11 protein-coding genes are annotated in these 13,646 nt (G+C 41.8%); 6 read left to right on the plus strand and 5 right to left on the minus strand.

Translation table 11 applies throughout. The annotated features are described in order from the left end of the window. Window positions 1–100 precede the first annotated feature (100 nt). From DES35_RS02855 to recQ, 3 genes are all read left to right on the plus strand, one after another. Window positions 101–952 carry a murein hydrolase activator EnvC family protein gene (locus DES35_RS02855; RefSeq protein ID WP_037355869.1) on the plus strand — a complete coding sequence of 284 codons (852 nt, stop codon included), beginning with the start codon at window positions 101–103 and terminating at the stop codon, window positions 950–952. 22 nt (window positions 953–974) lie between these two features. Further along, a complete protein-coding gene (locus tag DES35_RS02860; RefSeq protein ID WP_114365732.1) occupies window positions 975–2,477 on the plus strand; it encodes a GH3 auxin-responsive promoter family protein in 1,503 nt (500 codons plus the stop codon). A 623-nt stretch (window positions 2,478–3,100) separates the two neighbouring features. Next, window positions 3,101–5,287, plus strand: a complete 2,187-nt coding sequence (recQ, locus tag DES35_RS02870) for a DNA helicase RecQ (protein ID WP_037355874.1) — start codon at window positions 3,101–3,103, stop codon at window positions 5,285–5,287. Window positions 5,288–5,378: 91 nt separating this feature from the next. Here recQ and rnhB read toward each other — a convergent pair whose 3' ends face one another. The 5 genes from rnhB to DES35_RS02895 form a co-directional block, all read right to left on the minus strand. After that, the gene (rnhB, locus tag DES35_RS02875) at window positions 5,379–5,984 is read right to left on the minus strand and encodes a ribonuclease HII (protein ID WP_114365734.1); all 606 of its coding nucleotides are present in this window, start codon (window positions 5,982–5,984) and stop codon (window positions 5,379–5,381) included. After that, window positions 5,981–7,108 carry a glycosyltransferase family 4 protein gene (locus DES35_RS02880; RefSeq protein WP_037356935.1) on the minus strand — a complete coding sequence of 376 codons (1,128 nt, stop codon included), beginning with the start codon at window positions 7,106–7,108 and terminating at the stop codon, window positions 5,981–5,983. The genes rnhB and DES35_RS02880 overlap by 4 nt, the downstream gene beginning before the upstream one ends. A gap of 1,834 nt (window positions 7,109–8,942) precedes the next feature. Then, on the minus strand, window positions 8,943–9,911 hold the full coding sequence (locus DES35_RS02885) for a cold shock domain-containing protein (RefSeq protein WP_037355880.1): 969 nt from the start codon (window positions 9,909–9,911) through the stop codon (window positions 8,943–8,945). A gap of 24 nt (window positions 9,912–9,935) precedes the next feature. Then, entirely contained in the window at window positions 9,936–10,505 is a 570-nt protein-coding gene (locus DES35_RS02890; RefSeq protein ID WP_125039360.1) for a hypothetical protein, read from the minus strand. 10 nt (window positions 10,506–10,515) lie between these two features. Beyond that, window positions 10,516–10,896, minus strand: coding sequence for a RidA family protein (locus tag DES35_RS02895; RefSeq protein WP_037355884.1), 381 nt, complete (start codon window positions 10,894–10,896; stop codon window positions 10,516–10,518). A 148-nt stretch (window positions 10,897–11,044) separates the two neighbouring features. Here DES35_RS02895 and bshA point away from each other — a divergent pair, with 148 nt between their 5' ends. Genes bshA through DES35_RS02910 form a run of 3 tightly spaced genes read left to right on the plus strand, consistent with a single transcriptional unit; the run spans window position 11,045 to window position 13,638 of the window. Beyond that, a complete protein-coding gene (gene bshA / locus DES35_RS02900; protein ID WP_037355887.1) occupies window positions 11,045–12,178 on the plus strand; it encodes an N-acetyl-alpha-D-glucosaminyl L-malate synthase BshA in 1,134 nt (377 codons plus the stop codon). 56 nt (window positions 12,179–12,234) lie between these two features. Further along, on the plus strand, window positions 12,235–13,251 hold the full coding sequence (locus DES35_RS02905) for an endonuclease/exonuclease/phosphatase family protein (protein ID WP_125039359.1): 1,017 nt from the start codon (window positions 12,235–12,237) through the stop codon (window positions 13,249–13,251). Window positions 13,252–13,263: 12 nt separating this feature from the next. Beyond that, window positions 13,264–13,638: a response regulator gene (locus DES35_RS02910; protein ID WP_037355890.1), complete on the plus strand. Its 375-nt coding sequence runs from the start codon at window positions 13,264–13,266 to the stop codon at window positions 13,636–13,638. Window positions 13,639–13,646 lie beyond the last annotated feature (8 nt).

Below are 13,646 nucleotides of genomic sequence, written 5' to 3' on the forward strand. Positions count from 1 at the left end.
CCTGAGCCAATGCTTCAGCAAACACAAAATCATCATCAATGTCACAGAGCTGCTAACCGAATGTGTGTGATTACGGGCGCCATTCGATACTTTTGCGCCGATGTCGCTTCGAAACCGTTTAAAAAAATCGTTTAAAAATCGCTACAGGCTGGTTATTCTCAACGATGAGAACTTCGAAGAACGGTTCTCTGTGAAGTTGACCAAGCCTCTTGTATTCTCCCTGGTAGCCGGGGGTAGTCTGCTTTTGGTGATAGCCACCACATTTATCATTGCCTTTACCCCTTTGCGCGAATACATACCTGGATACTCCAGTACCGAGCTGAAACGCCTTGCCATACAAAATGCTGCTGCCATTGACTCTCTTGAACGCCAGCTGCAATATGCTGAAAATTATCTCACTGTGCTCAAATCCGTGATCAGTGGTGAAATTCAACCCGACGACTCTACCGATATCAAAATGCTGGCTGAGACCTCCGTGCAGATTGATCTGACGATAGGTAAGCACGACAGCTTACTTCGTTATGAAATAGAACAGGAGGAGCAATTTAACCTGCAACCCGTAAGTCGTGAACAGTTCTTCAGTGCATTGTTGCTGTTTCCGCCGGTCAGAGGAGTAGTGGTTGCGGGATTTGACCCGGAGCAGAAAAATTATCACATTGAAATCACCACAACTAACTCAGAGTCTGTTAAAAGTGTGTATGACGGAGTGGTGGTGTTTGCAGATTTTAATCCTGTTTGGAATCATGTAGTGATCATTCAGCATAGCAATGATTTAATTTCCGTATATCGAAATCTGGCATTTCCTCTTAAGAGAAAAGGACAAAATGTGCGGGCAGGCGAAGTGATTTCATTTGTAGAAAGTACTCGTGAATTCGATAGCAAACCGATTTTTGCATTTGAACTCTGGCAAAAAGGCCAACCGATGAATCCACAATTGTTCATCAACTTCTAAACACAATCTTTTGAGATAAAAAATGTCGCTAAAGTCTTTTTTTGCGCGCCAACTGGCGAAATACGTGGTGGCAGATACACGTCAATGGGCGTCAAAGCCGGTTGAAATCCAAATGAAATGGATGTATAAACTCATCCAACAAGCCAGAAATACTGACTTTGGTCGAGAGCACGGTTTTGAGGAAATAACAAATTATATCGACTTTAAAAAACAGGTTCCCATACGCGACTACGAAGGGCTGAAATTTTACATTGAGCGAATCAAGGAGGGAAATGCTAATGTGCTATGGCCTGGTAAACCTCTTTATTTTGCTAAAACATCCGGTACTACGTCAGGCACGAAGTACATTCCCATCAGTCGCGAAAGCATGCCCTATCACATCAGCGGGGCGCGCAACATGCTGTTGCATTACATTTATCACAGCGGCAATGCCGGTTTTGTAGACGGCAAAATGATTTTTTTACAGGGGAGCCCGGTACTGAGCGAAGTGGCAGGCATTAAAACGGGAAGACTTTCAGGAATTGTTGCACATTATGTTCCTGGCTATTTGCAGCGCAACCGCATGCCATCCTGGGCTACCAATTGCATCGAAGACTGGGAGCAGAAAGTAGATGCCATAGTACGCGAAACCGTGAAGGAAGACATGCGGTTGATCAGTGGAATACCTCCCTGGATTCAGATGTATTTTGAGCGACTTTTACAGCACACCGGAAAGTCCACAGTCGGACAAGTTTTCCCGAATTTTTCGCTTCTTGTGGTGGGTGGCGTAGCCTTTGAACCCTACGTTAAGGTTTTTGAAAAACTCATCGGACGACAGGTTGATGTATTGGAATTATATCCTGCCAGTGAAGGGTTTATAGCATATCAGGATCAGCCCGGCAGTTCCGATTTATTGCTCCTGCTGAATGCAGGTATTTTCTATGAATTCATCCCAGCCGATCGGTTTTTTGAAGAAAATCCACCGCGATATCACATCGGACAAGTTCAAACCGGGGTCAATTACGTATTGATTCTCAACACCAATGCCGGGCTATGGGGATACAATATTGGCGATACCATCGAATTCGTAAGTACAAATCCTTACAGGATACGCGTCACAGGTCGTATAAAACACTTTATTTCAGCTTTTGGTGAGCATGTCATTGGAAGTGAGGTTGAAGCTGCTATCAAGGCTGCTCAGCAGCATCATGGAGGTAGGGTAAATGAGTTCACGGTAGCTCCTCAAGTGGCCCCGCCTGAAGGTGGTTTACCCTATCATGAATGGTGGATCGAATTTGATGAGCTACCGTTCGATTTAGATGCGTTCGCAAAAACCATCGATCAGATACTGCAGGAAAAAAATGTATATTACCGCGATTTGATCGAAGGAAAAATTCTCCGTCCTGCGGTAGTGAGAGTCCTCCCGAAAAATTCCTTCAATCGATATATGAAATCAATCGGAAAGCTGGGTGGTCAAAATAAACTACCTCGCCTGGCAAATGACCGAAAAATAGCCGATGCTTTGGTAGAACTTACCTTACAGTAAACGAAGATTACCAGCTTGAAAATTCTCAATACGTTTATAAAATATGCTTTTTTAAAGGTGTTGTTCTGTTAAAATGAATTTTTCAGGGAGCTGAGAGAGAAATAGGACCTTTCTATACTACCAGGGTGAACTTTTTTGTCCAAAGAATATTTTATTACGATAGCTGATATGGAGACAGAAGAATCCTATCCATTACCTGATTTCTTTTTTTAAAAAAGCTTTAAGCATCCAGACTACGGGAACAAAAACTGTTTTTACGCTAATAAATGCACTGCAAGTTGTTCTAATGATGATAGTACAGAACAGCGTTATTACCGGAGATTCGGATTGTGTTAAATAGATTTCTACAATGCAATTAACGATTTACGTTCAAGGAATTGGACATTCATGAACCAATACCATCTCTGAGCAAAATGGTTAAAGTATCAGCGGAAAGAATAAGCTTAACTTTCAAAAGTTCACAGATAAAAAAGCATATTACGTGTTTGAAAATTTGAAAATTGTTAAGAATCAACATATTACTTTTGCAATCCTTTTTTTTGAGGATAGTTAATTTTTCAACCAATCATAGTATATTAACTCCAACAAAAAATATATTTACAGATATTTAGGAAGATCAGGAAATGAGCAACACAACCTTAGCCGAGAATCTTAAAAAGTTCTTTGGATTCAACACCTTTAAGGGAAATCAGGAAGCCGTAATCAAAAGTTTACTAGAGGGAAATGACACCTTCGTCATAATGCCTACAGGTGGAGGCAAATCCCTTTGCTATCAACTACCAGCACTCATGAGCGAGGGTACAGCCATAATTGTATCGCCCTTGATTGCCCTGATGAAGAATCAGGTAGATGCCATGAGAGGTTTTGCCACCGAAAACGGCGTAGCCCACGTTTTGAATTCTTCCCTTACCAAAAAGGAGATCCAACAGGTAAAGGACGATATTACGGCAGGCATTACCAAAATGTTGTATGTGGCACCGGAGAGCCTAACCAAAGAAGATAACATCGAATTTCTTAAATCGGTCACTATTAGCTTTTATGCCATCGATGAGGCCCACTGTATATCGGAGTGGGGCCACGACTTCAGACCAGAATACCGGAACCTCCGCAGCATCATGCACAAGATAGGTAAGCGACCCATTATAGCGCTTACGGCCACAGCTACACCCAAAGTGCAATCAGACATTCAAAAAAACCTGGGCATGGAAAAGGCCAAGGTGTTTAAATCCTCATTTAACCGGGAAAATCTATACTATGAAATTCGACCTAAGGTCAATACTGAAAAAGAAATCATCAAATTCATAAAAAACAATATAGGCAAAAGTGGTATCATCTACTGTATGAGTCGAAAAAAAGTGGAAGAGCTGGCGCAGACCCTTCAGGTGAATGGCATTAAAGCTTTGCCCTACCACGCTGGACTCGACAGCCATACCCGAGCTCGTCATCAGGATGCCTTTCTGATGGAAGAAGTGGATGTGATCGTAGCAACCATCGCTTTTGGGATGGGTATAGATAAACCCGATGTGCGATTTGTAATCCACTACGATATGCCCAAATCACTCGAAAGTTATTATCAGGAAACCGGCAGGGCCGGACGTGACGGTGGTGAGGGTAACTGTATAGCCTTCTATGCCTATCAGGACCTGGAAAAAATGGAAAAACTCATGGCCGGTAAACAGGTTGCTGAGCTCGAAATCGGAAAACAGCTGATTTCTGAAACCATTGCATACGCTGAGACATCAGGCTGCCGCAGAAAGTATCTGCTGAAATATTTTGGCGAAGAATTCGACGAGGCCAATTGTGGCAATATGTGTGACAATTGCCGGAATCCAAAAGAGAAATTTGATGCTCAGGAAGACGTAAAACTAGTACTCGAAACCGTAGTATCCGGACAAAACCGTTTCAAAGCCCCTCAAATAGTCGCCATTCTCAAAGGACAGCTCAATCAACAGCTTCGCTCCTACAAGGTAGATGAATACGAGCAGTTTAACGAAGGTGCAGATAAAAGCGAGCATTTCTGGAACAGCGTCATCCGGCAGTGCATCGTCAGAGGTCTACTTGAAAAAGAAATTGAAACCTACGGAATACTCAAAATCACCCCGGAAGGAAAAATATTCATCGAGCATCCTCAACCCTTCATGATGGCAGAAGACAACAGCTTTGAAGGCATCACTGATGACGACGATGATCTGATTCTGGCCGGTAAGAGTGCAACAGCCTTCGATGAGGTCCTCTTTAAAATGTTGAAAGACCTGACTAAATCAGAGGCTAAAAAGAAAGGCGTTCCTCCTTATGCGGTTTTTCAGGAAAGTGCACTTAATGAAATGGCGCTGCACTATCCTACCACTCTTGAAGAACTCAAAAATATACCCGGAGTAGGTGAGGGCAAGGCAAAAAAATTCGGACAGCCTTTTGTAGAACTTATAGCCAGATATGTAAAGGAAAACGACATCGAAAAACCCGAAGACTTTGTAGTCAAGTCAGTAGTAAACAAAAGCAGTCTAAAAGTATACATCATCAACTCAACTGACCGCAAAATATCACTCGACGACATCGCCAAGTCCAAAGGCCTCACCATGGAAGAGCTGCTCGACGAAATAGAGGGTATTGTTAACTCCGGCACCAGAATCAACATAAACTATTACCTGGAGCGAATATTGGATGATGACCAAATTGAGGAGATTTATGACTATTTCATGGAATCTGAGACGGATTCCATCAAAGATGCATACGAAGAATTTGGCGGTGAATATACCGAAGAGGAGATTCGCATGGTCCGCATCAAATTCATGAGTGAGGTGGCCAACTGACCTACCATATAAACTCATAATAAAGGAAACAAACTGAGGATTTTTATATGAATTTTTTTATGCACAGCTGTAAGCCAAATAGAGCAAAATGCTAGATATCAAAGAGTTTTGGTATCGTAAACTTGCTTACAAATTTCTTTCTATGGTGCTGGCTCACTCCTGAGTTTCTGATGGCTTCGATATGTGCCTTTGTGGGATAGCCTTTGTTTTTAAGCCACTGATAGTGCGGAAAATGCATGTGTAGCTCAGCCATGATGCGATCTCTGTACACTTTGGCCAGGATGCTTGCTGCGGCTATGGACTGAAAGCGGGCGTCTCCTTTGACAAAGCACAGGTGCGGTATCTCCCAACGAGGAAATCGATTGCCATCGATCAGCAGCAAAGCAGGGGTGAGGTTGAGATTTTTCACGGCCCGCTTCATGGCCAGCAGAGAGGCATTTAGTATGTTGATATGGTCAATTTCTGCTACAGATACCTCAGCTATCGACCATGCAGCAGCTTTTGTACATATCTGTATAAACAGCTCTTCACGTTGTCTGACAGAGAGTTTTTTGCTATCGTTGAGTCCCTCTATGGGTCTAAGTGGATCGAGGATAACTGCAGCGGCTACTACAGGGCCGACAAGGCAGCCTCTGCCGGCTTCGTCACAGCCGGCTTCAGGTACAGCTGTTTGATAATATGCCTGTAAGCTGCTCATAGAAGTGTTTTTTCAATTGAATGCCAAAGTCGAACGGCCGAATCTTCCCATGTGAAGAGTTTTGCTCTGTTCATTCCTTTGATGATGAGAGCATTGCGCAATTTAGAATCTCTCGCCAGCCGTAGCATAGCTTCAGCTATGGCATAGTGGTCAGCAGGATTGCATAGCAAAGCTGCATCGCCAGCTACTTCCGGCAGCGAAGTGACCGTTGAGGTAATTACCGGTACCCCAGCGCGAAAGGCTTCCACTATGGGGATCCCAAAGCCTTCAAAATTCGACACAAACCACAAGCCTTCTGAGGCAGCAAGAATGTCATTGAGTTCGCGACCCTGTCGCCTGCCTGCAAAGATTACTTTTTCCCGGTGTTTCATTTGCCTGAATGAATCCTGCATACTTGTGGTCCAATGCATTTTTTCACCGACGATTACCAACCTAAAGTCCCGGTCGATGCGATCAGCAAATAGATCAAATGACCTGAAAAGCCCTTCAATGTTTTTCCTTGGATTGAAGGCACCCACGAAAATAAAATACGGTTTGCCATCTGATATCATTTGCCGCTTTGACACTTTTTCTGCGGGACTAATGGGAGCAAAAATCTCGGAGGCACCATTATACACCACATCAATTTTGCTGGATGTCACACCATAAGTTTTGACCAGATCATTCGCAGACCATTGGCTTACCGTTGCAATCCTTCGGGCATGTCGGGCGTATCTGGGGAAAAAGTGTCGGTAATAAGCTCGAACAAGCGGAGGCAAAAATTTGGGATGGTGTTCAAAATTGATGTCATGTATCACCGCCAATTGAGGTGTTTTTTTATGTCGAAGGCTTAGAAAGCCATCGGTACTCAAAAACAAATCACACCGATGTCGCCTGAGATATTCATGGATAGAGTATTCGAAATACAAATACCACAACACCGGATGACGAGCCGGTGGTCTCAATATCACAGGATGCACATTGGGGCCAAAAACAAAACCTTTGTCCCACGGCCGGTCAAAGAGAAAAATAAATTCGACCTCAGGATGCTTTTGAGTGATAATTTTCAATGTGTGGTAAGTAAACCAACCAATACCTTCCATACGACCAGGTATCAGAAATCGTGTATTGACAGCAATGCGCACAGCAATTGTTTTCTTGGGGACAAATTTTAAGATTTTAAGCCATTGATAAGGAATAAAATTGCAAAACATCAGTAAGATGGACCGAGTGGACTGGTAATCACCATTGGTTATACTTAATCATTAGCACAAAGACTAACGAATATCCTTTTCAAAATTTGAAAAATTATGTACTTTATTTTGATTGTAAATATCCCAAATACACGATATCCAAATGGAAGAAATCTGAATTTTGCGCAAAAGATTTTTCAACTTTATTCCCGTTTTTTCTATTTACACTGAATGTTGAAAAATGCAAAGTATGATAAATAAAATCAATACAATTCTTCCGATATGTTTTGTCATTTTTTAAGTAAAAATTTCAAAATAATTCGATGAAAGTTTCTTATGAAGCATTCTCTTCTTTTATAGCTGATTAGAATATAAAACAGTATTCGAAATTCCTAAAAATTCTGAGGGAGTAGAAACATGGAGATATGTGTGTAAGTACTTTTGATCAGATACATCCGCTCATGAATGAACACGGGTTTTTTGTGCCATCGCAGGTGCATCTAAGAGGGAATCAAAATCAGTCTACAAAAGGATTCATTCTCTGACTTCACCTTCATCGAACTTTGGTAAGTTAACCTGAATATTTCAAAAATTTAATTACAGAAACATCATAAATTTTTCCAAAGATAAATACTTGATAGCTCCTTTTACAATTTAATGGTCTTTCAAATTTTTTTCCTGACCATATCTACTAGTGAAGATGCACAAAAATCGTCTTCATTTTGACTCATAGAATTTTTTAAAGCCACAAGCAGGAAGAAAAGGACTTAAGAAAAATTTAATTGGCTGAATATTCTCTGATAGGTGAATGCAATGGTAACCTGCACCTGTTTTTTTCGATTATTTTATGTTCAAATAGGCGCTTATTAGCGCGATTCATTAGGTCTGATGAGAGCGAGAATCGTAAGGGTAGAAATGGTTTTAATCAAAGTTTTAAGGCAACAATACGGTTGTCCACCCTTTGGGCCAGTCGTGGAAATGGAAAGTATGATTAACAACACAACAGTTCATTTAGGTCAATCCAAGCCCCAATTCACAATCGAGGACTCTATAGTAAGTGGAAATGACCCGAGGTTTCGAGTGGTTCTATAATTGGATCGCCTTATGTTCGTAAGAAACCTTGCGCCGATCAGGTAAAAATGATCAGCAAAAGAACTTAACCCTTTTAATATAGGCTACTAAATTCATCCCATTGTCCTTGGAAGATGTAGCAAACAACACCGCAGGTCGGGAAATATTTCATTTTAGTAACACAACTTATCTCCTAGGAGCAGCAACATTAGGATGAAGTTGTAAATGAAAATTATTGAACTCTGTAAAACCCAAACCAGAGTTGCAAAGCCCAGCTAAGACACGATATATCAATGAAGGAATGAGTTTGATAGATCCTCTAAACTTTCTGGCATCAGTGCCAGCTAAGCCGAATCGCTCTTCGCGGAGAGTCATATTTCCTGATGCGCATCCCAAATTTTTACACTTAATATCTGAATACAAATCCCTGATGCGAAAAGTGTGAGTTGTCAAATTGGAATCAATAGTTCTGACAATCCACTAGTCTGCCTTTACCCTCTGCTGTATACAATAATTTTAAAGCTAAACTCAGAATGTAAAATTGTTTTGATGGAGATCTAACAATAAAACAAGTGCCCCTACCGAAAAAAATTTTACAAGTTGATTGTTTTTTTATACAGGACGACTTGCATTCGGGATTTGGACCTGGGTGAAATTTTTTCAAAAAAAATGCGCGGTCAGATAGGACCGCGCTTTGTCGATATCATTGTACTTACTATTCCAGTATTTTCCTGACCTCTTTGGCTACCTCTTGTCCCTGGTCATTTTTTGCTATTGAAAAAAATACCTTTTCACCTGGCTGAAGCTCTTGAAAATCAGTATTTACTACATCGGTATAGTGGAAAAAAAGATTGTTATTCGGATATTTGATAAAGCCATAGCCATTTTTTAAAGTTAGAATTTCACCCTCGAATATAGCGTTGTCGGTCGTGTCGATATGGCCATTGTTTTGCGTGTTTGAAGGGGTTGGGACTTTTTCATCCGATGTGAAATCAAAATCCTCTTCTAAGAGTTCATTGTCTTTGTTTCCGTGTGGTTCTCGTTCGCTGACAAAGATTTTTTCAATCCAATAATCTGTAGTGCGCTGCTTGTCGATAAGCTCGCTCATGTTTACGGTAAAGGTACAGGCTTCCAGCAGATTGTAAGAAGTTTTAACGGATACTTCAGTACCTTCATCGTTATGGTAATCAAATTCCCAATGAAACAAAAACACTGGAATTCCCAGAGCATTTACCTTAATGACGGCATCGGCATAGGCTCCGTCGTTTACGATCAGAGCTACAGCATCAAGCTTGTTTTGATAGCATGCATCAAGCAGCTCTACCGATAGTCTGGCTTCCATTGATGGGGTTTCTTTTCTTACTCCGCCATTTGGACGGTAGATGATGTAATGAGGTCTGATGTTTTCGTAAGAGAGGATATCGTCGAGCTGCCGGTCGTAGTAGAGTTGATGTCCCCTATTACTGGCCTCGAATGCATTGATTCGAATTCTGAAATAGTGTGACTCTACTATTTTTACCAGTCTTCGGTCTTGCTCTTCGGTTTGAGCCACCCAATTTCGGATAAAGTCATGCAGTCCGCCCAGATGAAGTCTTCGGCGTTTGGTATGAGTGTAATGATAGTAATTGCTGGTGTGGTTGAGGTAATTTCCGTCGATAAATATTCCAATTCTCCTTGTTTTCACTTGTTGTTTTTTTTATATTTTACATTAAAATCCGATATTGAAACGAAAAATTATTGAATTTGGATAGACTTGATTGGCCCCTTGATGAACGGGATAAAATAACCCTATGCTGTAAAAATTATCTTGTCCAAGGGTGATATATCCTCCTCCTATCATAAATGGATACGACCAGAAAAAATTCTCCCCTGACCAAATTCTCAACATTTCATATTCGACACCCACAAACAGGGTATTGTAGAGCAGCTTATGGACTAAAAAATTTACTCCAGCAATGTTGTATCTGACATTCCAAATTCTGTCGTGAATATATTGGTACATCAGACCAGTGCCTAGAATAGAGCTGACTTTGGATTCGTAAATATTGATGCGTGGGTTGAGCATTATGTTGGTAAAACTGCCCAACATTAATCCGAGATTTCCTCCGTAAAAAACTTTCTTATCACTTAAAAAAGCATCTGAAGTCGAAGAAACTCTCCGCTCATAACTATCCGAAGGATTCGAACGGCGTAGGGTGTATTCATCAGTAGTGTCTTGGGTCTGAGCTGACACTGTATATACACTGATAAATACTATAAATAGGATCTGTCTGATCAAAATGCTTTTTTTACTCAAAATATGCTATAACTGATACTTCAACATGTGCACCTTTTGGCAACCTGGCTACTTCTACTGTTTCTCTGGCCGGATAAGGCTCTTTAAAGTATTCGCTGTAAATTTCATTAATTACTGGAAAAGATGCCATATCTTTCAGAAAAATCGTCGTCTTTACCACTTTTTGAAAATCAAGTCCAGCTTCGTTTAATATATTTTTAATGTTTTCAAACACGAGTCGTGCTTCCACGGCGATATCACCGGTTACCAGTTTATTGGTATCGGGGCTGATGGCGATCTGTCCGCTCACAAACAAAAAGTCACCAGCTCTGATGGCCTGATTGTAAGGGCCTATGGGACTTGGAGCTCTTTTTGTATTAACTATCTGCTTCATCTATGTGGCAAATATAGCAACGTACATCTATTCATTCGGATAGAGAATAAAGATGTCTATGGCTTTGGCTTTTTCCTCTTACTGCGATTTTTATACGATTTTGGTAAGTTGTGTTTAACCGGTACGTCTGGAAGGATACCTTTGTTTTATGAATATTGGAATCCTTTGTCATCCTACCTATGGAGGTAGTGGGGTAGTAGCTACAGAGCTGGGAATGTTTTTGGCCGCTAAAGGTTATAAAGTCCACTTTATCACCTATGCCCAGCCGGTACGACTTGATATACTGGCCGAAAACATTTACTATCACGAAGTGCAGGTACATGAATATCCGCTGTTTGAATTCCCGCCTTATGAACTGGCATTGGCCAGTAAAGTGGTGCAAACAGCCCTGAAGTGGAAACTTGATGTCATTCACGCTCATTATGCCATTCCTCATGCATATGCAGCCATCAGCGCCAGTCGAATCTTACGGGAGCAGGGCGTCAAACTCCCAGTAATTACTACCTTGCATGGTACCGATATCACCGTGGTAGGCCGCAACCCTGCTTACAAACCGGCTGTAACCTATTCCATCAACCACAGCGATATTGTAACAGCGGTATCTCAAAGCCTGAAAAAAGATTCCTACGACAATTTCGACATTACCAAGGAAATTGTCGTCGTTCCAAATTTTGTAGACTTAAAAGCATTTGAGAAGGAGATCCCCTGTATTAAAAGGCAGTTTGCCCCGGAAGGACAAAACATCATTACGCACATTAGCAATATGAGACCTGTCAAAAGACTCCATGATGTAATTCGGACTTTTGGCCTAATCCGCCAGTCTCTTCCGGCCAGGTTGCTAATGGTTGGCGATGGCCCCGAAAAAGAACCTGCCCGCCAATTAGCGCGTGAAATTGGTGTGATCGATGATGTCATTTTTGTGGGAAATGCCGTGGATATATACCGTGTCCTGAAATGCTCTGACTTGCTGCTGTTGCCTTCCGAGAAGGAGAGCTTTGGCCTGGTTGCTCTTGAAGCGATGGCAGCCGGCATCCCTGTAATAAGTACCAACACAGGCGGACTGCCGGAGGTCAATTTAAATGGCATCACTGGATTTACGGCCAATGTAGGCAATGTGGAAGACATGGCTCATTACGCATTGAAGCTCCTAAATGACAAATCACTATACAGCCGCTTCAGCTTGAATGCGATCCAGAACGCCCGTAAATTTTCCATTGAAAAAATAGCTCCTATATACATAGCACTTTACGAAGAAGCTGTAGGAAGTCTCATTAAAAAATAATTTTTTTCATTTCCGCATTTACCAGTTTATCATTTTATTTGAAAAAATTCTTAAATGTGGAAACCGTTTATTACATAGCCTGGTGGAATCTGGAAAACCTTCTCGATGTAGAGGATGCGCCTAGGCCAGAATGGCGTACCCGAAAAATCGGCAGATACCTTCAGGGATGGAACGAGCAAGTCCTGGACCGAAAAATCAGCAATCTAGCTTCCGTCCTGGCCGAAATGAACAATGGAACAGGGCCCGACATCGCAGGTGTCTGCGAGGTAGAGAATGAAAGACTCCTCTCGCTACTTACAGAAAAACTAGCACCTACCGGACGTACTTATGCCTATGTTCACCATGCGAGCTTCGACAAGAGGGGTATTGATATTGCTTTTTTATACGACAAAGACCTCTTTAACGTACCTCAGGACCTCATTTTTACTGTAAGATTGCACAAGCGATCGGCTACCCGGGATCTGTTGCAGGCTGAATTTCACACAAGAAGGGGAAATTCGCTCATCATCATTGCCAATCATTGGCCAAGTCGTACAGGTGGGCAATACGAATCAGAGCCCTTTAGAATTATGGCAGCCGAAACGCTCAGCTATTGGCTCTATCAAATAGCTGAAAAGAGAGGTAACGATCAACCTGTTCTGGTGATGGGCGATTTCAACGACGAACCCTTCAACAGGTCCATTACAGACTACGCTCTTTCGACCGCAAACATCCGGCAAATCCGAAATGCCAAAAAAGACCACAATGGCATTTTTACTCCCTACCTGCTCAATCTGCTATGGAATGAAATGGCAGATGGCAAAGGCACCTTGCTCTATCAAGGGAAGTGGAGCCTACTGGACCAGATCATGGTCAATCGCGCCATTGTGCTTAATAAAGGCTTTACTGTACTTAGTGCTGGAGTCTACGATCATCCGGATCTGATTTCGAACCGTCATGCCCCTATGGCATTTGGCGCTCCCGGTAAAACAACAAAAGACAAAAATGGGAATCCAAAGGAAATTTTAGGCCGGTATTGGCCAAAAGGTTATAGCGATCATTTGCCGGTTGTCGTACTTTTGAAAGAAAATTAATTTTCTTTATATATGAAAATAATGCTCGTGGACGATGATCCCATATTCAATTTCATCGCCCGTAAACTCATAGAATCTACTAAGATAGAGCACGAGCTCGAAGAATATCTGGACGGCTCCGAGGCCCTGGAAGCGATTAAGCAAAAAAAATCACCTGATGAGCTACCTGATCGCATCCTCCTCGATATCAATATGCCAAAAGTAAATGGATGGCAATTCTTGGAGGCTCTTCGGCACCTCAATATCTCCAAAGACGTGAGCGTGACCATAGTAACCTCCAGTATTGATGGTGAGGATCGCCGAAAGGCGTTTTCCTTTCCGGAAATTGATGAATTTCTCATAAAACCCATTTCAAAAAAAGAAATAGCTGAAATTTTAAATAAATAATTTACTTC

It is taken from the genome of Schleiferia thermophila (assembly GCF_003337435.1).
GTDB lineage: Bacteria > Bacteroidota > Bacteroidia > Flavobacteriales > Schleiferiaceae > Schleiferia > Schleiferia thermophila.